This window comes from Streptomyces sp. NPDC058001, assembly GCF_042886315.1.
Lineage (GTDB): Bacteria > Actinomycetota > Actinomycetes > Streptomycetales > Streptomycetaceae > Streptomyces.
The window spans coordinates 38,707-60,151 of the sequence record NZ_JBHVQT010000006.1; the positions used below are offsets into that span (position 1 = coordinate 38,707).

Consider the following 21,445-nt stretch of genomic DNA (forward strand, 5'->3'; position numbering starts at 1 on the left):
CGGGCCGTGGCTGAGGAGACGGGGTCGGCGGGGTCGGGGTCAGTCCTTGCGGTGGACGTGGTCCGGTACGAGCCGGAGCAGCACGCGTTCGCCCTCGGCCTGGCGCACCTGCTCGCTGCCGGTCCATTTGCCGAAGGTGGTGCGGGCGAGACGGTGGGCGGCGTCGCCGGGTTCGATGGCGACGACGCGGGCCCGGATCTCGATGTAGCGGCGGCTGTTGTCGGAGTCGAGGAGGAGGATGTTGACCCGCGGGTCGGCGACCACGTTGCGGTACTTCTGGCGCGAGGTGTTGGTGCCGACCAGGACATGGTGGTCGTCGGCGTGCGGCCAGACGAGGCTCGTCTGCGGCCGGCCGTCGGGCATCAGCGTGGTGAAGACCCCGAGGGTGCGGGCGGTGGCGAGGGTCCGGATGTCCTCGTCAAGCATCGGCGGCGACCTTCCCCGGCACCGGCGTACTGTCCCACTCCCCCACCTGGGGAAGAACATCGGACGCGACCAGTTCGGTGGCGGCGCGCACCTCGGCGTACGGGATGCCGCCGACGTCGATGGCGAGCAGATGCAGGTCGTGGCCCCACGCCTCCCGGAGGCGGCCCAGCTTGTCGACGACCTCGGCGGGGCTGCCGCAGATGGCAGGCCCCTGGTCGCCGATGTAGGTGGCGAAGTCGGGCGGGGCGGCGATGCCGGACGAGCCGGGTTTCTTCACGGTGAGGTAGCTGTTGATGTAGGACTCCCAGAGGGTCCGGGCCCGTTGCGAGGTCTCGGCGACGAACACATGGCTGGCGGCGCCGAGGCGTCCCGGCGGCCCGGGGCGGCCCGACTCCTGCCAGAGGGTGCGGTACGCGTCGAAGACGGGTGTGAACACGGCGGGCTCGCGGGCCGTCGTGCCCAGCACCATCGGCAGCCCGTGGTCGACGGCGAGATGCACGGAGTCGAGTCCGGTACCGCCGCTGATCCAGAACGGCGGCTGTTCCTGGACCGGCCGGGGTTGGAGGAGTACGTCGTCCAGGGGCGGGCGGAACTCGCCCCGCCAGGTGACCCGTTCCTCGGTCCAGAGGCGGATCAGCAGTTCGGTGTTCTCGCGCTTGCGGGCCGCCTTGCTCGCGGGTGCCTGGTCGAAGACGGCGTACGGCTCGGGGAAGAAGGAGCCGCCGACGATCATCTCCAGGCGTCCGCCGGACAGCAGGTCGAGGAGGGCGTAGTCCTCCGCCACGAGTACCGGGTCACGGTTGGCGACCAGGGTCGTGCCGGTGGCGAGCCGGATGGTCGAGGTGTGTTCGGCGACGGCGGCCAGCACCAGGGCCGGCGAGGGAATGACGTCCCGGTCCCCGAAGTGGTGCTCGCCGACGGTGTACCAGCCGAAGCCGAACTCCTCGGCCTCGCCCGCCGCCCGCACCACGTCCCGCAGGCGTTCCCGCTGCGTCAGTGTGGTGCCGGTGAGCGGATCGGGCAACAGACTGCCGAAGGTGATGAGCCCTAGCTCCATGCGCTGTCCTCCATGCGTTCGGGACGTTCACGTTCAGGTTGTTCGAGGTCAGGTTTTTCGTGGTCAGGTCGTTCGGGGTCGGACAGGTCGCGATCGGGTTCCGTACGGCTGCCGGGGACGGCGGCGAGGAGTTCCCGGGTGTACGGGTGCCGGGGTGAGCGGAGGATCCGGTCGGTGTCCCCGGTCTCCACGACGCGGCCGTCCCGCATCACCGCGATGCGGTCGCTGATCTGTCCGACGACGGCGAGATCGTGGGAGATGAAGAGATAGCTGAGGCCGTGCCGTTCCTGGAGGCCGACGAGGAGTTCGAGGATCCGTGCCTGGACGGTGACGTCGAGTGCGGAGACGGGTTCGTCGCAGACGAGGAGTTCGGGGTCGAGGGAGAGCGCGCGGGCGATGGCGACGCGCTGCCGTTGCCCGCCGGAGAGTTCGGCCGCCTTGCGCCGCAGGACATCGGCGGGCAGGGCCACGTCGTCCAAGAGCCTTCGTACCGTCGCGGCGCGTTCGAGGCGGTCGCCGACCCGGAAGTTGCGCAGCGGTTCGGTCAGCAGCTCCTCCACGGTGAAGCGCGGGTTCAGGGACGCGTACGGGTTCTGGTAGACGAGTTGGACACGTCGGTGCAGGCGACGTCGGGCGGCGCCGCGGGCCGTGGTGATGTCGTCGCCGTCGAGGCGTACGGTGCCCGAGTCGGGGTGTTCGAGTCCCAGGACCATGCGGGCCGTGGTCGACTTGCCCGAACCGGACTCGCCGACCAGGCCGAGGGTCTCACCGCGCGCGATGTCGAATCCAACGCTGTCGACGGCGACGCGCCGGGGGTGCCGCAGCCCGGGTCCCCGGGTCGGGAAGGTCTTCACCAGGTCCCGTACACGCAACAACGCCCGACCCGAACCCTCCTCAGGGACTGGACCCTCCTCACGGACCCGTCCCCCGAATCGCACCGGCACCTCCCGCGCCGACGACACCCGCACCCTCGCCCCCGAAGCCGACGCCCCCGGCACATCCGCCAACAGCCCCCGCGTATACGGATGTTGTGGATCCTCCAGCACCTGCCGCGTCGGGCCCGATTCCACGGCCCGTGCCTTCGACATCACCACCACGTGCTGCGCCCGGTCCGCGACGACGGCCAGGTCATGGGTGATGAGCAGGATCCCGGTGCCCGTCGAGGTGACGACGTCCTGGAGGTGGTCGAGGATCTGGCGCTGGACGGTGACATCGAGGGCGGAGGTCGGTTCGTCGGCGACCAGCAGGCGCGGACCGGCGGCGGTGGCCATCGCGATGAGAACCCGCTGCCGCATGCCGCCGGACAGTTCATGCGGGTACTGGCGGGCGCGGAACGCCGGGTCCGGGAGGCCCGCTTCGGCGAGCAGTTCGACGGCGCGGCCCGCCGCGGCCCTTCCGGTCGCTGCCAGACCATGGACGCGGAGCACCTCCGCGACCTGGCGGCCAACCGGTTTGACCGGGTCGAGGGCGACTCCGGGATCCTGCGGAATCAGTCCGATCCGACGCCCGCGCACCCGGCGCCACTCCTTCTCGCCGAGCGTGGTCAGTTCCTCGCCGTCGAGCCGGATACCGCCCGCCTCGACACGGCCCGTACCGGGCAGCAGCCCGACGACGGCGTGTGCGGTACTGCTTTTGCCGGAGCCCGACTCGCCGACGACGGCGGTGATCTGCCCGGCCGCCACCTCCAAGTCGAGTCCGTCGACGGCGACATGGGTGCCGGTCGCGGTGTGGTAGGCGACGCGCAGACCGGAGACGCGCAGGAGCGGTGACGGGAGGTACGTCACGCGATCCGCCGAGGAATTCACCGAGCGCTCCTCTCCGACTCCAGCACCCGCGACAGCCGGTTCGCCGCGAGGACGACCGCCGTCACGGCGAGGCCCGGCAGTGTCGTCAGCCACCACGCCGTCACGAGGTAGGTGCGGCCGTCAGCGACGAGGGCGCCCCACTCGGGTGCCGGGGGCGGCTCCCCGTAGCCGAGGAAGCTGAGCCCTGCCACGGCGAGGACGACCAGGCCGAAGTCCAGTGCGGCCAGGGCGAGTACGGGGCCGACCGCGGCCGGCAGGATGTAGCGGGGCAGGATCCGCCACCAGCGGGCGCCGCACAGGATCGCCGCTTCCACGTACACGGCCGTGCGTACCCGCAGCACCTCGGCGCGCATCACCCGGGCGAATCCGGCGACGCTGGTGACCCCGACGGCGATGGCGACCTCGGTGGTGCCGAAGCCGAGCGCGGTGACGATGGTCAGCGAGAGCAGTACCGGCGGGACCGACATCATCACCTCGACGGCCCGCATGATCAGGGCGTCCGCCCAGCGCCCGAAGAAGCCGGCGACCAGGCCGAGTACGGTTCCGGCGGCCAGCGCGATGAGGATCGCGATGACGGTGGCGCGCAGCGACAGGGACGCGCCGTGCACCACCCGGGCGTACACGTCCCGCCCCAACTGGTCGGTCCCGAAGAGGTGTTCACCGCTCGGTGGCAGGAATCGGTCGGCCGCGACCCCGGTGAGCGGATCGCGCCCCGTGAACCATTCGGGGACGAACGCCCAGCCGAGGACGGTGAGGAGGACCAGCACGGAGAGCGTGACGCCGGGTCTGCCGATGACCACCCCGCGCACGCCGGACACGGTCGGGAGGAGGCGGCGCCGGTCGGCGGGGCGCGGCGCCTTGGTCAGGGTGTCGGTCATGCCGCCACCAGCCGTCCCGTCGACCGGATCCGCGGATCCAGCACCGGATACAGCAGGTCGACCGTCAGATTGACCACGGCGAAGGCGAGCGCGGCGACCACGACCACGCCCTGTACGACGGGCAGGTCCTGCGTGGAGACGGCGGTCTGGGTGATCCGGCCCATCCCGGGGCGCGAGAACACGGTCTCCACGATGACCGCGCCGCCGATGAGATAGCCCACGAGGAAGCCGACGACGGTCACGGCGGGGATCGCCGCGTTGCGCAGTCCATGGCCGAGCAGCAGCCGCGCGGGACCGGCGCCGGTCGCCCGTACCGTGTCGGCGTACGGCTCCTGAAGGGTGGTGTGCAGGCTCTTGCCGAGCACCTGCGCGACCAGCGCGGCACCCGGGATCGCGAGAGTGCACGCGGGTAGGACGAGGCTCGACGCGCCGGAGTCCCCCAGCGACGGGAACAGATGCCACTGGAACGACAGCAGTTGGATGAGGATCAGGCCGACCCAGAAGGACGGCAGGGACACCGCCAACGACGGTACGGACCTCAGGAGTTGGCGTCCGGTCCGGGAGCCGACGAGATGCGCGAGCAGGGCGAGGAGCGTGCCGCCGGTGAGGGCGAGGAGCAGCGCCGCCGTGCCCACGGCGAGGGTCGGCGGCAGCGCGTCGGCGATCATCGTGGAGACCGGCTGACCGGTCTGGAGGGAGTTGCCGAAGTCGCCGTGCGCGGCGTCGGCGAGAGCGGATCCGTACTGCTGCCACAGCGGCCGGTCGTAGCCGAGTTCCGCCGTGGTCGCCGCGATCTGCTCCGGTGTCAGGGTCTCGAAGCCGCCACGCCCGCTGAGCATCAGGGCGACGGGGTCACCGGGCAGCATGCGCAGGGCCACGAAGGTGAGGGTGAACGCGGCCCACACCACGAACAGCGCGCGCAGGGCGCGTCCACCCACGTACCAGGCTGTGGTCATGTCGCGTCACCTGAGCCAGGCGTCATGCAGGTCGAGCCGGGTGGAGGCGTCCAGTTCGAGGCCGCCGACCGCGTCGGCGACGCCGTGGACGAGGGCACCCTCGTAGAGCGGGACGGTGTCGGCGTGGTCCAGGATCCAGTCGACCGCCTTGGTGACGGCTTCCTGGCGGGCCTTCTCGTCGGTGGCGGACGCCTGCTGTTCCAGATAGGTGTCTAGGGTGCTGGGCGGGAGGTGCCAGAGGTTGGCGCCCTTGGAGTAGAAGATGTTCCGCAGCACGTCCGGGTCGGCGCGGGTCACGGCGACGGCGGTGATGTCGAAGGCGCCCTTCTGCTGCTGCTCCACGTAGGCGGCCGGTGCGACGGCCTTGAGCTGGACATCGACGCCGATCTCGCGCAACTGCTGCTGGACGTACTCGTTGACCGGGGGCATCGGCGCGGGGATCAGCCAGTTCAGCGTGAGCCGTTTGCCGTCCTTGACACGGATGCCGTCCTTGCCGGGAGTCCAACCCGCGCTGTCGAGAAGCTTCCTGGAGCCGTCGGGGTCGTAGCGGAGCCGGTCGCTCTGGTCGGTGTAGAGCGGTGTGGTGGACGACAGCACGCCGGTCGCGGGCTTGTAGAGGGGGCTGAACACGGTGTCGACGAGCTGCTTGCGGTCGATGCCCTGGAGCAGCGCCTGGCGTACCTTCCGGTCGGCGAGGATCCCTGAGTGGTTGAGGGACAGCGGCGGTACGAGGCCGGGCGCGGGTTTCGACAGGAGCCGGAAGCCGTTGCCGTCGAACTGGCCCTGGTCGGTGGGCTGGACGCTCTTGCCGACCTGGATCTGCCCCGAGCTGAGAGCCCCGGTTCTGGCGCCCGATTCGGGGATGAACACGAACTTCACGGAGTCGAGACGGGCGGCGCCCTTACTTGATGCCAGCGATGACGGCCAGCGGTAGTCCTTCCGCTTCTTCAGGACGACTTCCTGGTTCGCGGTGTAGTGGTCCAGGACGAACGGGCCCGATCCGATGAACTCGCCACGGCAGCGGTCCGCCGCCGGTCTGTCGAAGGTGGCGGGCGACAGGATGCCCAGGCCGACGCCCGAAGTGGCCTGGAGGAACTGGGCGTTGGGCGCGGAGAACTTCACCGTGAGTTCGGTGGGGCTGGTGATCGTGGTGCCGGTGTAGCCGCGGAGGTAGGCGGGCGCACCGTTGGCGGGCTGCTTGATCAGGTTGTCGAAGGACACCTTCACCGAGCGGGCGTCGACCGGCTTGCCGTCGCTGAAGGTGACGCCGTCACGCAGCACGAAGGTGAAGTCGCGGCCGTCGGTACTGGCCTTGAAGGACTTGGCGAGCCACGGCACGATCCGGCCGGTCTTCGGGTCCTGGTCGGTGAGCGTGTCGACCATGGACCGGGTGATGTCGACCGCCGCGAGCTGGCCGGTCTGCTGCGGGTCCAGACAGGTCGGGTCCGCCTCCGCGCCGACCACCAGGGCGCCGCCGTCCCGCGGCGTGCCAGCCCCCGCGCCGCCCGAGGGCGTACCGGAGCCGCCGGAACAGGCGGCGACGGGCAGGGCCACCACGAGCGCGGCGAGCGCGAGCCGCAGCCGGGCGCGGCGCGGCTGACGGCCGAACGGGTGGCTGTGGTGCGGGTGGGTGTGGTGCGGGTGGCGGTGGAGGACTCCGACTCTGCTGCTGGACATCCAGGGCCCTTTCTCGGTTTCGCTGTTTGCCGGAGAAGCGCGTGGTGGCGCTTGTCCGTGGTGCGGTTGATCTGTGTCCGGGTGCGGTCGATCTGTGTGTTCGGGTGCGGTTGATTCGTGTGTCGGGGTGCGTGGGACCGTGCGGGCTCCGTACTCGCCCCGGTAACGGCCCCGCCCCGGTCACAGCCCCTCTGGGTTCAGCCCTTGGCGACCGCCTCCCGGACGGCGGGCACGATGTCCTCGGCCCAGCAGGCGAGTCCGGCGGCTCCCGACGGGTCGCCGGACGCGAAGTACACGAACCCCGAAGCGCCGTGGTCCAGGACGGCCGCGGTCAGTTCCTCGATCCACTGCGCGACCGATCCACCGGTCCAACGGCCGGACGGATCACGGGGGTTGGCGACCGGCGATTCGGTGATACGGGCCGGCAGGTTGAAGACGGTCGCGATCGCGGCGGGGTCCCGGCCCACGGACGCGGCGGCCTCGTCCACGATCGGGCGGGACTCGCGGTAGCGGGCGCTGTGCCAGTCGGCGGCGTTGCCGGGTATCCAGCCGTCGGCCAGTCGGCCGGTGACGGCGAGGGACTTGGGGCCGACCGAGCCCGTCCACACCGGGGGCGCCGGAACGGGCGCCGGGTCCACCGCGGTCACCTGCGAGAACTCTCCGTCGAAGGTGACCGGAGGGCCACCGCCCGCCAGCGCCCTGACCAGCCCGATGGCTTCGTCCAGGGCGCGGACGGCAGCGGCCGGATCGAGGCGCGGTATGCCGAGGCGGACGATGTCGTCCCAGTAGCCACCGGCGCCGAGTCCGAGGACGACCCGGCCGCCGGACAGCGCGGACAGGGTGGTGAGCGTGCGGGCGAGCAGCGGTACGGGACGCGTCGGCAGGTTGGTGACGGTGACGAGGCCGGTGATGTCCCTGGTCCTGCCGAGCAGCAGCCCCAGCGCCGCGTACGCCTCCAATCGGCTGCCGTAGTACGGGTGGTCGGACACCGTGAAGAAGTCGAGCCCCGCGCGGTCGGCGTGCTCGACACCGTCCAGGATCCCGGGCACGTCACCGACGCCCACCCCTGGGGCGAATCCGAACCACAGCTTGCGATCGGGCTGTTCCGGCATGGCTGCCGCCCACCTCTTTCCGTGTCGTGCCGTTGACTGATCTGTGGGACACCGTTCACCGGGGGTTGCCGGTCAGGCGCGGACCGCTTCGACCACGGCGCAGTGGCCGCCGGGGACGATCCGGGAGAGCTTGAGCCCGGACTGACCGAGCAGGGTGTCGAACTCCGCGGCGGTACGCTGCCTGCCGCCGGCGACGACCAGCATGTCCAGGTCCATCAGGGAGACCGTGGGGGCCGGCCGGGGCCGATCGGGGAGCACGGCCTCGACCAGCAGGACCCGACCACCGTCGGCCAGCGCGTCCCGGCAGTTGCCGAGGATGCGCCGGGACAGGTCGTCGTCCCAGTCGTGGATGATGTTGGACAGGACATAGGCGTCGCCGCCCTCGGGGACCGCGTCGAAGAAGTCGCCGCCGACGAGGTCGACACGGTCGGCGACCCCGGCGGCCCGCAGGGGTTCACCGGCGCTCGCGATGACCTCGGGCCGGTCGTAGAGGACGCCCCGGGTGCCGGGGTACGCCGCGAGTACGGCGGCGAGGAGCGCGCCCCGGCCGCCGCCGACGTCCACGACCGTGCCGAACGCGCCGAAGTCGTACGCGGCCACGACCGGCGAGATGATCTGGCGTGACGCCTCGGTCATCGCCTTGTCGAACACGGTGAGGACGTCGGGGTGTTCGCCCAGGTAGTCCCAGACGGGTGTGCCCAGTACGTCGGCGAAGGCGGTCCGGCCGGTGCGTACGGCGTCGGCGAGTCCGGCCCAGGCGTGGCGCTCGGCGGGCAGCCCGGTCCAGATCGCGAAGTGCCGTAGGGATGTGGGGCTGTCGTCCCGCAGCGCCTCGCCCAACTCGGTGAGGGAGAAGACCTGTTCGTCGTGTTCCTCGAAGAGCCCGATGTCGGCGCAGGCGCGCAACAGTCGGTGGACGCTGGGGGCGTGGGTTTTGGTGGCGTCGGCGATGTCACGCACGGATCGGGGTCCGGCGGCGAGGGCGTCGGCGAGGCCGAGTTCGGCGGCGGCGCTCACGGCCTGCGCCAGCCATCCGCCGGTGACGAGCTGGAGCAGCCTTACGGGGACGGGGAGTTCGGCGGGGCCAGGGGTGTGGGCGGTGCCGTGCGTGGTGCCGGACGACCGAGTGTCTGACGGCATGAAGAAACGTCCTCCTCTGTACCGGATGGGGCGCGACCGGGACGCACCGACAGGCCCGTATGAAGCCTCTTCGCCCGGGGTGGCCGGTTCAAGGCGCCCCTGTGTCAGGTTTTGGTGAAGTCGTGTCAGGACTTCGCAGGTGCGGCCGGTCCGTGGCCCTGGGGTCCCTGCCCCGCGTGCCAGACCAGGTCGAACACGAACCTGCTGATCCGCCACCCTTCGGGGGTGCGGACGGCGTCGGCGTCGTAGTGCCCGCCGATATCGAAGTGCTCGCCGGGTTCGGCCGCCCGGCGCACATGGACGGCCGTGAGGTGGGCCCGGATCCGGGCATGGTCGCCGTCGACGGTGACGGTGAGCGCGGAGGCGGTGTGATGCGTCCGTTCGAAGGTCTTGCGGGCCATCTCCTGGAACTCGGCGAGGCCGGACGTGCCCTTGAACTCACCCATGGGGAAGGTGAGATGGGCGTCCTCCGTGAAGACGTCGCCGAACCAGTCGTCGCGGTGCCGGTCCCGGTCGAGGTGGGTGAGGTAGCGGTCGGTGAGTGCGGCGATCTCGGACCGGTCGGTCAGGACGCGGACCTGGTCCTGGAGGACGGCGAATGCGGCCAGGGTGTCGGGGGCGGTCATTCGGTGATCCCTTCGGGGTGGGTGATACGGCGGCGGCCCGGTGCTTCGGGGTGCCGTGGGGCGCTGGTTCGGAAAGCCGGTTCGGGCACTGATTCAGGCGCCGGTTCGGATGCCGGTTCCGATGTCGCCAGGCGCTGGTTCCGGTCACGGCAGGTCAGCCCGCCACGCTCCCCACCGGCGCCCGCACCATCCGTGCGAGCGCAGGACCGACCTCCCGCGCGGCCCGAGGCCCGTACGCGTCCTCGATCCGTCGGACCAGGTCGTCGGCGGTGAGCGCGTACTCCTGTGGTCCCACGGACTCCAGGACGACGGTGGCCAGGGCACAGCCGAGCCGGGCGGCGCGGGCCCGCGGCCAGCCCCGGAGCATGCCGGCGAGGAACCCGGCGCGGAAGGCGTCGCCGACACCCGTGGGCTCGGTCGCCGCCCGGGTGGGCACGGCGGCGAGACGCAACGGCTCCCTGGCGGCGCGCGCGAGGGTGACGCCCTCGGCGCCCCGGGTGACGATCCAGGTGCCGGTGCGGGCGAGGATCCCGTTCTCGGTCCAGCCGGTGCGTTCGGTGAGCAGGGCGGCCTCGTACTCGTTGGTGAACAGCAGCCGGGCACCGTCGACCAGGCGCCGGGCGCCTTCGCGGTCGAGGCGGGCGAGTTGCTGCGAGGGGTCGGCGGCGAAGGGGATACCGAGGTGCCGGCACTCCTCGGTGTGCCGGAGCATCGCCTCGGGGTCGTTGGGGCCGACCACGACGAGCGCGAACGGGCCGGTACGGGCGGCCACTTGGGGGATGCCGATACGGCGTGCCTCGGCCATCGCACCGGCGTAGAAGGTGGCGATCTGGTTCTGGTCGGCGTCCGTGGTGCAGACGAAGCGGGCCGTGTGCAGGGTGTCGCTGAGGTGGACGGCCGAGATGTCCACGCCCTCCGCCCGCAGCCACTCGCCGTACCCGGCGAAGTCCGTGCCGGCCGCGCCCACGAGGACCGGCGAGTGACCCAGGCGGGCGAGGCCGAGCGCGATGTTGGCGGCGACTCCCCCGCGCCGTATCTCCAGCGAGTCGGCGAGAAAGGACAGGGAGACCCGGTCGAGCCGGTCAGCGATCAACTGCTCCGCGAACCGGCCCGGGTACGCCATCAGATGGTCGGTGGCGATGGAACCGGTGACGAGGACGCGATCGGCACCGGGAAACAGGTCGGTCGCGGCGGACCCACCGGTCACGTCCGGCGGTGTGTTCACACCCCTGCCGCCGTCCGCAACGCGTCCACACGGTCCGTCTTCTCCCAGGTGAAGTCGGGCAGTTCACGGCCGAAGTGCCCGTACGCGGCGGTCTGCGCGTAGATCGGGCGGAGCAGGTCGAGGTCGCGGATGATCGCGGCGGGACGCAGGTCGAACACCTCGGTCACGGCGTTCTGGAGGGTGTCGGCGGGCACGGTCCCGGTGCCGAACGTCTCGATGAACAGACCGACCGGCTCGGCCCTGCCGATCGCGTACGCCACCTGCACCTCGCACCGGGACGCCAGACCCGCCGCCACGACGTTCTTCGCGACCCAGCGCATCGCGTACGCGGCGGAGCGGTCCACCTTGGACGGGTCCTTGCCGGAGAAGGCACCGCCGCCGTGCCGGGCGTATCCGCCGTACGTGTCGATGATGATCTTCCGCCCGGTGAGCCCGGCGTCGCCCATCGGACCGCCGATCTCGAAGCGTCCGGTCGGATTGACGAGGAGGCGGTGGCCCTCGGTCTCCAGCTTGATGCCCTCGCCGACGAGGGCCGCCAGTTCGGGTTCCACCACGAAGGCACGGATGTCCGGGGCGAGGAGCGAGTCCAGGTCGACGTCCGACGCGTGCTGCGTGGACACCACGACCGTGTCCAGGCGCACCGCCCGGTCCCCGTCGTACTCGATGGTGACCTGCGTCTTGCCGTCGGGCCGCAGATACGGGACGCGCCCCTCCTTGCGGACCTGGGTGAGGCGGCGGGACAGCCGGTGGGCGAGCTGGATCGGCAGCGGCATCAGCTCGGGCGTCTCGTCGCACGCGTAGCCGAACATCAGGCCCTGGTCGCCCGCGCCGCCGGTGTCGACGCCCCGGGCGATGTCCGGGGACTGGGCGCCGATCGACACGGAGACACCGCAGGACGCGCCGTCGAAGCCCTTCTTCGACGAGTCGTAGCCGATCTCCAGGATCTTCTCGCGCACCAGTCGCGCGATCGGCGCGTACGCCGTGGTCGAGACCTCACCGGCCACATGCACCTGGCCGGTGGTGATCAGGGTCTCCACGGCGACCCGCGCCCCCGGGTCCTCGTGCAGCAGCGCGTCGAGGACGGTGTCACTGATCTGGTCGGCGATCTTGTCTGGGTGGCCCTCGGTCACGGACTCCGAGGTGAACAGGCGTAGGGCCATCACGCTTCCTTCGTCAGGGGCGGGCCCAACGGCGAATCCAACGGCGCATCCAGTGGCGAATCCTGCGAGGAGCCGGTGGCGGTGTCCTGGGACGGCAGCGGCGGTCCGAACCAGCGGCGCAGCGCCTCACCCGGATCGCCGGCGACGGGGGCGCGATCGCCCGGGGCGACGGAACCGGGACCGGAAGCCGGACCGTAGGCCGCCCACGCAACATGGCCGTCGGGCCGCAGGAGCAGCGCGGTCGTTCCGGTGAGCGGATCGATGCCGTCCACCGGTTTCGGTACGGCTGTCGTCACCGTCACCCGGTCGTGCCAGGGCGCCGCGGCGGCCCGGAGCACGGGGTCGTCGGCGAGATCGAGGAGGACACCGCGCGCGGGGTGCAGCAGTTCGGTGGTGCTGGTCCCGCCCCGGGCGTCGACCAGGTGGCGGTGCGCGAGACGGCGGCCGAGGAGCGGATGCGTGCCGTCGCCGACGTCGTAGCGGACGTCGAGACCGCTCACCACTCCCGCGAGGTGCCGCTTCACGTCGTCGTACGCGACGAGTTCGGCGAACAGCGCGCGCAACGGGTCGGCTTCGGCGCCGCCGAGGAACACACTGCCCTGGGCGCGCGTGTTCATCAGCAACCGGGCGCCCACCGGGTGGCGTTCGTCGTGGTACGAGTCGAGCAGGCCGTCGGGAGCGGTGCCCCGGACGGTGGCGGCCAGCTTCCAGCCCAGGTTGGCCACGTCCTGCACACCCGTGCTGAGGCCCTGTCCCCCGGCCGGCAGATGGACATGCGCGGCGTCACCGGCGAGCAGCACCCGGCCGCGCCGGTACGCGGACGCCTGCCGTGTCGTGTCCGTGAAGGAACTCACCCAGGCGGCGCGGCCGTGGTGGATGTCCTCGCCCGTGAGGTCCTGCCAGGCGTCGGCGACCCGCGCGAAGGTGACGGGCCCGTCGCTGTCGTCGGGTGGCGGGGTGCCGTCCGGGCAGACGATGACGCGGTCCACGCCGTCACCTAGCGGCGCGGCCATCACCATGCCGCGCGCGAGCCGTTCGCCGAGCAGCCGGGGCCGCAGCTCGCAGCCGACGACATCGGCGAGGAACATCAGGCGGGTCGCCGGGGTGCCGGGGAAGCCGATTCCGGCGGCGGTCCGTACGGCGCTGTGTCCGCCGTCGCAGCCCACCAGGTAGGAGGCGCGGAGACGACGCGGTCCGTCGGGGGTCCGTACGGCGACCTCGACACCGCGACCGCCGGAGCCGGCACCCCCGTGACTCCCGTAACTCCCGTCCCCGTCTCCGTCCCCCAACTCCCCCAGTTCCTCGAACCCTTCGAACTCCCAGCCCCTGCGGATGTCGGCGCCCAGTGCGGACGCCCACTCCTCCAGGACGGATTCGGTCTGCGACTGCGGGATGCCCCGGGCCCCGAAGTGGGCGCCCTCCAGAACCGTGTAGTCGAACCGCACGCCGCCGAAGTGCCCGACGGGGCTGATCTCCACGGTGTCGCCCTGGCCGAACCGGGGCAGCAGTCCGCGCTGGTCGAAGATCTCCATGGCGCGGGCTGTGAAGCCCAGCCCACGGGACTGTCCGGTGGGCCGCGTCAGGCGTTCGACGACGATGACGCGGGCGCCGCCGAGCCGCAGTTCCCCGGCGAGCATCAGCCCGGTGGGCCCGGCGCCGACCACGACGACATCGGTGGTCCCGGTCTCCGGAGTCACTGGCATGGGTCCCCCTCGTCAGTTCTCGGCGGAGCGTGAGTGGACGACGCTGTACGTGTTGGCCTGACGGCGGGTGACCAGGGCACGGGCCCGCGCCCGGCCGTCCCTGACTTCGGAGGGCCGCTGCTCCTCGGGAAGCGTGTGGAACGCGTCGTACAGTTCCTTGCTGTCCCACTGGGCGTAGTTGACGACGAAGGTGCCGTCGAGTCCGCGCAGATAGGTGTGCGAGCGGTAGCCGGGCACGTCCTTGATCCACTCGTCGGGCTCGGCGAGTGTGTCGAGGAGTTCCTTCTGCTGGTCCGGGGCCGTGTCGAGCACGATCAGGACGGTGTAGTCGTCCCGCTTGGGCGAGATCTCGACGGCGCCGTCCAGCGCGGGATGGTGCTGTGTGAAGGTGACCTCGGTCTTCAACAGCCTTACCGTGCGGGCGAGTCGGTGGAACTCCGGAACGGTCTTGGTACGGAACTTCCGGCCCGCGTACCGGGCTTCCAGGTCGTCCAGGCTGCGCCACTGGATGTAGTTCGCGGTGCCGGGCGCGTCGATGCCGGAGTGCAGCGTCGACGAGATCCAGCCCGGGTAGTTCGCGTGGTCGATGATGTCGCGCATCGCGATGAGGACGTCGTCCTGGAGGGCGGTGGTGTCGGTCTCGAAGAGGTTGAAGACGGTGAGATAGCCGTCGTCGGGCGAGATGAGGGGCATGGGATTTCCTTTCTGCGGTCGATGAGCCGGCGGTACGCGGTCAGGGCCGGTCAGGGCCAGGGCGGGACGGGGGGCCGAACCACCGCTCCAGCGCCGGGCGGAGGCCCGACACATCGCCGCCGCGCTTCGACCCGGCCCACACGACATGGCCGTCCGGGCGGACGAGGAGCGAGCCGGTTCCGGGCGGGGCGGTGCGCGGTGGGGGGCGGAGCGCCGTCACCGCCGTGATCCGGTCGTCCCGGCCGGCGGTGCCCGGGACCGGTGTGCCGTCGAAGCCGATGAGCAGGCCGCGCCCCGAGCGCAGCAACTCCGTTGTGGTGACGCGCCCTTGGGTGGTACTGAGTGCCAGGTCGGGTAGGCGTGCGCCCAGCCAGGCGTGGGGCGGCCCCCCGATGTCGTACCGGATGTCGAGTCCGCTGATGACACCCGCGAGGTGGGCGCGGACCGGTTCGTGGGCGATGAGTTCCGTCAACAGCGCCCGCAGAGGCTCCACTTCGGGGCCGCCGAGGAGGAGCCGTGCCTGGGCCCCGATGCCGGTGAGGACCCGTTGTCCTACCGGGTGACGTTCCGCGTGGTAGGTGTCGAGGAGGCCGGGGTGCGCCAGGTCCCGGACGTGGAGCGCGAGTTTCCAGCCGAGGTTGACGGCGTCCTGGAGACCTAGGTTGAGCGCCTGGCCGCCGATGGGCATCTGACGGTGGGCCGCGTCGCCGGCGAACAGGATCCGGCCGTGGCGGTAGCGGGTGAGCTGCCGGTGCGCGTCGCCGAAGGCGTTGACCCACAGGGGGGTTCCGTTACTGATGTCCTCACCGGTGACGCGTTTCCAGACTTCGGCGACCTCCGTGAAGTCCGGTGCGGCGTCCGGCTCGCGGACCGGGGCCCGGCCGCCGTCGAACGCGTGCACCATCACCCGCGTCACCCCGTCGTCGCGGCGCGCGGCGATCGCGAGGCCGTCGGGCAGCCGCTCGAAACGGCGGTTCGGGACGGTGATCCCGTCGACGTCGGCCCGCAGGAGTTCACGGCGGGCGTCGTGCCCCGGGAAGTCCGCGCCGACCAGCCGACGTACGGTGCTGTGCTCGCCGTCGCAGCCGACGAGATACCGGCCCCGAACCCGTAACTCTCCTTCGGCACACGCCACTTCGGCCTCGACGTACTCCCCGTCGGCGCCACCCCCCGCCGCCCGTACTCCCCGCACCGCACACCCCCGCCGTACATCCGCCCCGAGCGACCGCGCCCAGTCCTCAAGCAGCCGCTCGGTCCGGAACTGCGGGACCTTCCACTGCCCGGGATACGCGCTCGGCAGCGTGAGGTCGAGCGGTATCCCGGCGAAGTGGCCGCGCGGTTCCCGGGGCGGGGTGCCCAGCGGGGCCAGGAGTCCCCGGCTGTCGAGGATCTCCATCGTGCGGGCGTGCAGGGTGGATGCCCGGGACTCCGTGGTGGGCGCGGCCCGCTCTTCCAGTACGACCACGTCGGCGCCGCCGAGCCGCAGCTCACCGGCGAGCATCAGCCCCACGGGCCCCGCTCCGACCACGATGACCTGGGTGGTGACCAGGCGGTCCGGTGCCACGGTCACCGCTTCTGTTCGGCGTAGCTCTTGGCGTGGGCGAGAGTGGCGCCGCTGTTGGTGCTCAGCGCGCCGTGGACATAGGCGCGGGCGTCGGCGACGGTGGCGTCCGGGCCGAGGATCCGTGCGATGTTGGCGGTGTTGAGTGTGACGGTGTGCTGCGAGGACGCGCGCGTCCCGTCGGGCCCCTCCTCGAAGGTCCAGACGCCGGTATGCAGGGTCATCAGCGCGGGCAGCGTTACCTGCTTGTACGCGATCCGGTGCGGGGAGAACGTGACGCGGTACGACTTGGTGGTGTGCGTCGAGCCGTCCTTGGCACGGGTGTCCATCTCCAGGGTCTGGAGGCCGGGGGTGTCCTCGGTGAGGCGTACGGACGCCACATGCGACAGCCGCTCGGACCAGAGATTCGCCTCGTTGACGAAGTCGAACAGGTCCTTCGCCGCACCGTCGACGGTCACGGCGTCCTCGAAGGAAAACGTCAACTCCTCGTCGGCGTGGGCGCGTTCGAGGTTTTCCTTGAGTGCCGCGAGTTCGGAGATGCTGTTGCGGTCCACGGCCTCGTCGATCCAGGCGAGTCCCGCCGGGTCGTCATCGACGGCCCGGTAGTCGTGCAGCAGCCGGACGCGGGACGCCGTACCGTTGACGGACTCGATGATCCAGGTGCCACCCATCGCGGCGACCGGGGGCGTGGTGACCTCCTGGCGGAACGTGATGCGCAGGGCCTCCGGGTCGAGGGTGCGGCGCGAGGTCCAGTTCTTCGCCTCGCCGCCCGCCGTCGCCCAGATCCGGATACGTTCCACTGCGACCGGACGCCCACCGGTGCCGGTGCCGCCAGTGCCAGTGCCGCCGGTCTCCTCGGCGGGCGTGTACTCGACCTGGTCCACATGAATCGTGGGCGGAAAGATGCGCGGCCAGTTCACCACCTCCGCCAGCAGCCGGTACACGGCCGTGGCGGGGGCCTCGACGGTGATCTCGTGCTCGACCTCGCGGGTCGTCATGACCACTCCTCCTCGGGGTGCGGTGCGTGTCGTCACTACCTGTGCGCGGTGCCGGCTCCGGTCAGAAGTTGCCGAGGCCGCCGCACACGTTGAGGGCCTGGGCCGTGATGGACGCCGCCGTGTCGGACGCGAGATAGCCGACGAGCCCGGCGACCTCGTCGGGCGTGGAGTAGCGGCCGAGCGGGATCTTGGCCTGGAACTTCGCGAGGATGGCGTCCTCGGTGGTGTCGTAGGCGGCGGCGTATCCCTGCCGTACGCGCTGCGCCATCGGCGTCTCGACATAGCCGGGGCAGACGGCGTTCACGGTGATGCCGGTGGGCGCGAGTTCGTTGCCGAGAGCCTTGGTGAAGCCGACGACGCCGTGTTTCGACGCGGAATAGGGGGCGCCGAGTACGACGCCCTGCTTCCCCGCCGTGGAGGCGATGTTGATGATCCGGCCGCGGTCCTTGTGCCGCATGCCGCCCGCGTTCAGCACCTCTCTGGTCAGCCGGAACACGCTGGTCAGGTTGGTGTCGATGACGTCGTCCCACAACTCGTCGGCGAGGTCGGCGGTAACTCCGCCGCCGGAGCGTCCAGCGTTGTTGACGAGGACGTCGACGGTGCCGAAGCGGTCGACGGCCGCCGCGACGAACGCGGTCACCGCCGCCGCGTCCCGTACGTCGAGGACCGTGCCGTCCACGTCGAGTCCCTCGGCGCCGAGTTCCTTGACGGTCGCGTTGACCTGGTCGGCGCTGCGGGCGCCGATGAACACGCGGTGGCCCTGCGTGGCGAGTAGACGGGCGACGGCAAGACCGATGCCGCTGGTGGCACCGGTGACGAGGGCGACACGCCCGCCGCCACCGGCGGTGACGGTGCCCGGTTCGGTGTGCTGCTGTGTCATGGCGGTCAACTCCTCTCAGGCGGCGCGGACTTCGGCGAGCCGGGCGTTGACGACGTCGACCAGGGCGCGCGGTGTCACGGCGTCGGTCAGCGTGTCGTCGTCCAGCGAGATGCCGTACTCGCGCTCGATGTGACCGCCGGTCTCCAGGAGGGCGAGGGACTCGTATCCGAGGTCCTGGAACGCGCTGTCCAGGATGTCGCCGTCGAGGTCGACGCCTTCTTCGGCGCCCGCGGCCTCCAGCAGGATCCGCCTCAGATCGTCCAGGGTGAACAGATGGGTGGCCACGGGGGTCCTTCCGGGTCGGTGAGTGGGGGTGGTGCGGCCTCGGCGGGCCGTGTCGGCGGTGCGGTGAGGTGGCGGCTCACGGGTCGGTGGCCCGGACGACCACGGCGGAGTTGAAGCCCCCGTGGCCCCGGGCGAGGACCAGTGCGGCACGGACCGGGACGGGGCGCGGCCGGCCGACGACCAGGTCGATCTCGTACGCGGACGACGGCTCCACATGCACCGTGGGCGGGACGATCCCGTCGCGGATCGCGAGGAACGCGGCGGCCAGGTCCAGGGGCGCCGCTCCCGAGTAGAGGCGTCCGGTCATCGTCTTGGGCGCGGTGACCGGAACGCCGCGCGGCCCGAACAGGGCCGTCAGCGCGTCGGCTTCGGCGGCGTCGAGCGCCGGGTCGGCCGCCGCGTCGGCGAACACCACGTCGATGGCGCCCGGGTCCACGCCCGCGTCGGCGAGGGCGAGTTCGGCGGCCCGGCGCAGCCCCGGTTCGCGTCCACTGCCGGGCCGGGGGTCGAAGGTGGCGCCGTACCCGGCGATCTCGCCGTAGCTGCGGGCGCCCCGGGCGCGGGCCGCTTCGGCGTCCTCCAGGATGAGGATCGCCCCGCCCTCACCGGGCACATGGCCCCGGGCGGCACGATCGAAGGGCAGATAGGCGCGGGTGGGGTCGTCGCTGGTGCTGAGCCGGCCACCGGCGAGTTGGGCGACCCAGCCCCAGGGGCAGATCGAGGCGTCGACGGCGCCGGACACGATGAGCCGGGTGCCCTTGCGGATCTGCCGGCGAGCCTGCGCCACGGCATCGAGGCCGCCCGCCTGGTCGCTGACGACGACACCGCTGGGGCCCTTCATGCCGTGCCGGATGGAGATCTGGCCGCTGTTGACGGCGTAGAACCAGGCGAAGGACTGGTAGGCGGACACGTACTGGCTGCCCTGGCCCCACAGTTTCCGCAGCTCGCCCTGGCCGAACTCGAAGCCGCCCGACGCGCTGGCGGTGACCACGCCCATCTCGAAGGCGTCGCGTTCGCCGGGCCGTACATCGGCGTCGGCGAGCGCCCAGTCGGCGGCGGCGAGCGCGATCCGGGTCATCCGGTCGGTCTGCGGGATGAGCCGGCTCGGCAGATGGTCCTCGGCGACGAAGCCGGGGATCTCCCCGGCAAGGCGGGCCGGATAGCCGGACGGGTCGAAGCGGGTGACCCGGCCGATGCCGCTTCTGCCCTCGCGGGTCGCCGCCCAGTAGTCCCGGGTGCCGAGCCCGTTCGGGGACGCGACACCCAGCCCCGTGACCACGACGGAGGTGCTCACGCGAGGCTCCGGTCGGGCCGGGCGAGCACCATCGCGCTCTGGAAGCCGCCGAAGCCGCTGCCGACCGTGAGGACCGCGTCGGTCAACTGGTCGCGGGCGACGAGCGGCACATAGTCGAGGTCGCACTCGGGGTCCGGTGTGTGCAGGTTCGCGGTCGGCGGGACCGTGTCGTACTCCATGGCCAGCGCGGACGCGGCGATCTCGATCGAGCCGATCGCGCCGAGCGAGTGCCCCACCATCGACTTGATGGAGCTGACGGGTGTCCGGTACGCGTGCCGGCCGAGGCTCGTCTTGAACGCGGCGGTCTCGTGCCGGTCGTTCTGGAGGGTGCCGGAGCCATGGGCGTTGATGTAGTCGAGGGTCTCGACGTTCATCCGTGCCTCCGCCAGGGCGAGCCGGATCGCCTCGGCCATCTCGGCGCCGTCCGGGCGCAGTCCGGTCATGTGGTAGGCGTTGCTGCGGGTCGCGTAGCCCGCGATCTCGGCGTACACATGGGCGCCGCGCCGCCGTGCGCTCTCCCACTCCTCCAGGACGAAGAGGGCGGCGCCCTCGCCGAGTACGAAGCCGTTGCGGGTGCCGTCGAAGGGGCGTGAGGCGTGTTCGGGGTCGTCGTGGCGGGGGGTCGTCGCCTTGATCGCGTCGAAGCAGGCCATGGTGATCGGGGAGATCGGCGCGTCCGACGAGCCGGCGACCATCACATCGGCGGTGCCCTCCCGGATCAGTTCTGCCGCGTAGCCGACCGAGTCGATTCCGGAGGTGCAGCCCGTGGAGACGACGGTGGCCGGCCCCTCGGCGCCGACGGCCCAGGCGACCTCGGCCGCGAACGAGCTGGGCACCAGGTGCTGGTAGAGATGCGGCGCGGCGTAGTGGTGGTCGACGAGGTCGAGCCGGCCGCCGTCGCTGACGACGCGGTACTCCTCGTCCAGGCCCATGGTCGCGCCGACCGCGCTGCCCACGGTGACGCCGACGCGGTGCGGGTCGAGTGCCGCGCAGTCGATGCCGCTGTCCGCGACCGCGCCGCGCGCGGCGACCACGGCGAACTGGGCGGCGCGGTCCATCCGCCGGACCTCCTGCGGGGTCAGCCCGTGCTCGTAGGGATCGAAGTCGATCTCGGCGGCGACCCGGGAGCGGAACGGTGTGGGGTCGAAGAAGGTGATGCCCCGGGTGGCGGTGCGGCCGTCGCTGAGCAGGTTCCAGAAGTTCTTGGTGCCGATGCCGCCGGGCGCGAGCACCTCCATCCCGGTGATGACCGCGCGGCGGGCCGTCACGCCGCCTCCCAGGAGTAGAAGCGGGCGGCCAGCGCGTCGGCAGGTGAGCGCCAGGTCGCCGGGTCGTACGCCTCGATGAACGGTTTCAGTTCGGCGCTGACCCCGACGAACCGTGGATCGGACCTGGCGCCCTGGATCCGCTCGCCGCCGTCGTCCGCGTCGAAGTCCTGAAGGTGGAAGTACAGTCCCCGGAACGAGAAGAGCTGGCGCCGTCGGGTGCCCATGCGGTGGGGCGTCTCGGTGGCGTCGAACCCGGCGAACACGCGCGCCACGTCGATACTCGCGGCGGGGTCCATTCGGGCGACGATCAGCGTGCTGTGCATGCGGATTCACTCCCAGAGCGACAGAAGCACCGGATCTTGTGTTCAAGGCTCTTCGGATCCGCACATCCGTTCAAGGCACATTTGTTCAGGTCCGTGTCAGGTTCCACAGGGGCCCGCAGGAATGTCCGGGGACCCACAGGACGAGGTCGGCGGCAGGTCGGCTGCGTGTCAAATGCCCTGCGGCGAGCGCCACTTGAAGTTCGAGACCGAGCATCCCGTGGTCCGGGTGCGCCCCGTCACCGATGAACGACATCTGAGCTGAAGGGCGAGCGCGTGGGAAGCGGCGCCCCGACCCCGTAACGCCTCCCCGGAACCCGGATTTCGGGCTCGCCGCACTCCTCCTGCCGGGCCGCGCACACCTCTTGAAGGAATGCACGC

At 71.4% G+C, this 21,445-nt stretch carries 20 protein-coding genes; all 20 read right to left on the reverse strand.

The window, feature by feature from the left end:
• Positions 1-39: 39 nt before the first annotated feature.
• On the reverse strand, positions 40-426 hold the full coding sequence (locus tag ACFVT5_RS15655) for a TIGR03618 family F420-dependent PPOX class oxidoreductase (RefSeq protein WP_389886808.1): 387 nt from the start codon (positions 424-426) through the stop codon (positions 40-42).
• The gene (locus ACFVT5_RS15660; RefSeq protein ID WP_389886811.1) at positions 419-1,483 is read right to left on the reverse strand and encodes an LLM class flavin-dependent oxidoreductase; all 1,065 of its coding nucleotides are present in this window, start codon (positions 1,481-1,483) and stop codon (positions 419-421) included. Before ACFVT5_RS15660 ends, ACFVT5_RS15655 begins: the two co-directional genes overlap by 8 nt.
• Positions 1,474-3,288, reverse strand: coding sequence for a dipeptide ABC transporter ATP-binding protein (locus tag ACFVT5_RS15665; RefSeq protein ID WP_389886814.1), 1,815 nt, complete (start codon positions 3,286-3,288; stop codon positions 1,474-1,476). Before ACFVT5_RS15665 ends, ACFVT5_RS15660 begins: the two co-directional genes overlap by 10 nt.
• Positions 3,285-4,166, reverse strand: a complete 882-nt coding sequence (locus tag ACFVT5_RS15670) for an ABC transporter permease (RefSeq protein ID WP_389886817.1) — start codon at positions 4,164-4,166, stop codon at positions 3,285-3,287. Before ACFVT5_RS15670 ends, ACFVT5_RS15665 begins: the two co-directional genes overlap by 4 nt.
• Positions 4,163-5,122 carry an ABC transporter permease gene (locus ACFVT5_RS15675; RefSeq protein ID WP_389886820.1) on the reverse strand — a complete coding sequence of 320 codons (960 nt, stop codon included), beginning with the start codon at positions 5,120-5,122 and terminating at the stop codon, positions 4,163-4,165. The genes ACFVT5_RS15670 and ACFVT5_RS15675 overlap by 4 nt, the downstream gene beginning before the upstream one ends.
• 6 nt (positions 5,123-5,128) lie before the next feature.
• Positions 5,129-6,799: an ABC transporter substrate-binding protein gene (locus ACFVT5_RS15680; RefSeq protein ID WP_389886823.1), complete on the reverse strand. Its 1,671-nt coding sequence runs from the start codon at positions 6,797-6,799 to the stop codon at positions 5,129-5,131.
• Between the two features lie 197 nt (positions 6,800-6,996).
• Positions 6,997-7,911, reverse strand: coding sequence for an LLM class flavin-dependent oxidoreductase (locus ACFVT5_RS15685; protein WP_389886826.1), 915 nt, complete (start codon positions 7,909-7,911; stop codon positions 6,997-6,999).
• 72 nt (positions 7,912-7,983) lie between these two features.
• Positions 7,984-9,051, reverse strand: coding sequence for a methyltransferase (locus tag ACFVT5_RS15690; RefSeq protein WP_389886829.1), 1,068 nt, complete (start codon positions 9,049-9,051; stop codon positions 7,984-7,986).
• A gap of 125 nt (positions 9,052-9,176) precedes the next feature.
• Positions 9,177-9,677, reverse strand: a complete 501-nt coding sequence (locus ACFVT5_RS15695) for a nuclear transport factor 2 family protein (protein ID WP_389886832.1) — start codon at positions 9,675-9,677, stop codon at positions 9,177-9,179.
• A 154-nt stretch (positions 9,678-9,831) separates the two neighbouring features.
• Positions 9,832-10,800, reverse strand: coding sequence for a carbohydrate kinase family protein (locus ACFVT5_RS15700; protein ID WP_389888119.1), 969 nt, complete (start codon positions 10,798-10,800; stop codon positions 9,832-9,834).
• A 98-nt stretch (positions 10,801-10,898) separates the two neighbouring features.
• Complete coding sequence (gene metK / locus ACFVT5_RS15705; protein ID WP_389886835.1) at positions 10,899-12,062, reverse strand: methionine adenosyltransferase; 1,164 nt, start codon at positions 12,060-12,062, stop codon at positions 10,899-10,901.
• Positions 12,062-13,765, reverse strand: a complete 1,704-nt coding sequence (locus tag ACFVT5_RS15710; RefSeq protein ID WP_389886838.1) for an FAD-dependent monooxygenase — start codon at positions 13,763-13,765, stop codon at positions 12,062-12,064. Before ACFVT5_RS15710 ends, metK begins: the two co-directional genes overlap by 1 nt.
• A 12-nt stretch (positions 13,766-13,777) precedes the next feature.
• Entirely contained in the window at positions 13,778-14,458 is a 681-nt protein-coding gene (locus tag ACFVT5_RS15715) for an antibiotic biosynthesis monooxygenase family protein (protein ID WP_389886841.1), read from the reverse strand.
• Between the two features lie 40 nt (positions 14,459-14,498).
• Complete coding sequence (locus tag ACFVT5_RS15720) at positions 14,499-15,959, reverse strand: FAD-dependent monooxygenase (RefSeq protein WP_389888122.1); 1,461 nt, start codon at positions 15,957-15,959, stop codon at positions 14,499-14,501.
• A gap of 65 nt (positions 15,960-16,024) precedes the next feature.
• Complete coding sequence (locus tag ACFVT5_RS15725) at positions 16,025-17,017, reverse strand: aromatase/cyclase (protein WP_389886844.1); 993 nt, start codon at positions 17,015-17,017, stop codon at positions 16,025-16,027.
• 61 nt (positions 17,018-17,078) lie between these two features.
• Complete coding sequence (gene fabG, locus ACFVT5_RS15730) at positions 17,079-17,897, reverse strand: 3-oxoacyl-ACP reductase FabG (RefSeq protein ID WP_389886847.1); 819 nt, start codon at positions 17,895-17,897, stop codon at positions 17,079-17,081.
• Between the two features lie 15 nt (positions 17,898-17,912).
• Positions 17,913-18,182, reverse strand: a complete 270-nt coding sequence (locus tag ACFVT5_RS15735; RefSeq protein ID WP_389886850.1) for an acyl carrier protein — start codon at positions 18,180-18,182, stop codon at positions 17,913-17,915.
• A 76-nt stretch (positions 18,183-18,258) separates the two neighbouring features.
• The gene (locus ACFVT5_RS15740) at positions 18,259-19,476 is read right to left on the reverse strand and encodes a ketosynthase chain-length factor (RefSeq protein WP_389886853.1); all 1,218 of its coding nucleotides are present in this window, start codon (positions 19,474-19,476) and stop codon (positions 18,259-18,261) included.
• Positions 19,473-20,744 (reverse strand): beta-ketoacyl-[acyl-carrier-protein] synthase family protein, encoded by a 1,272-nt coding sequence (locus ACFVT5_RS15745; RefSeq protein WP_389886856.1) that lies wholly within the window; start codon positions 20,742-20,744, stop codon positions 19,473-19,475. The genes ACFVT5_RS15740 and ACFVT5_RS15745 overlap by 4 nt, the downstream gene beginning before the upstream one ends.
• Entirely contained in the window at positions 20,741-21,067 is a 327-nt protein-coding gene (locus tag ACFVT5_RS15750) for a TcmI family type II polyketide cyclase (RefSeq protein ID WP_389886859.1), read from the reverse strand. Before ACFVT5_RS15750 ends, ACFVT5_RS15745 begins: the two co-directional genes overlap by 4 nt.
• Between the last annotated feature and the right edge of the window lie 378 nt (positions 21,068-21,445).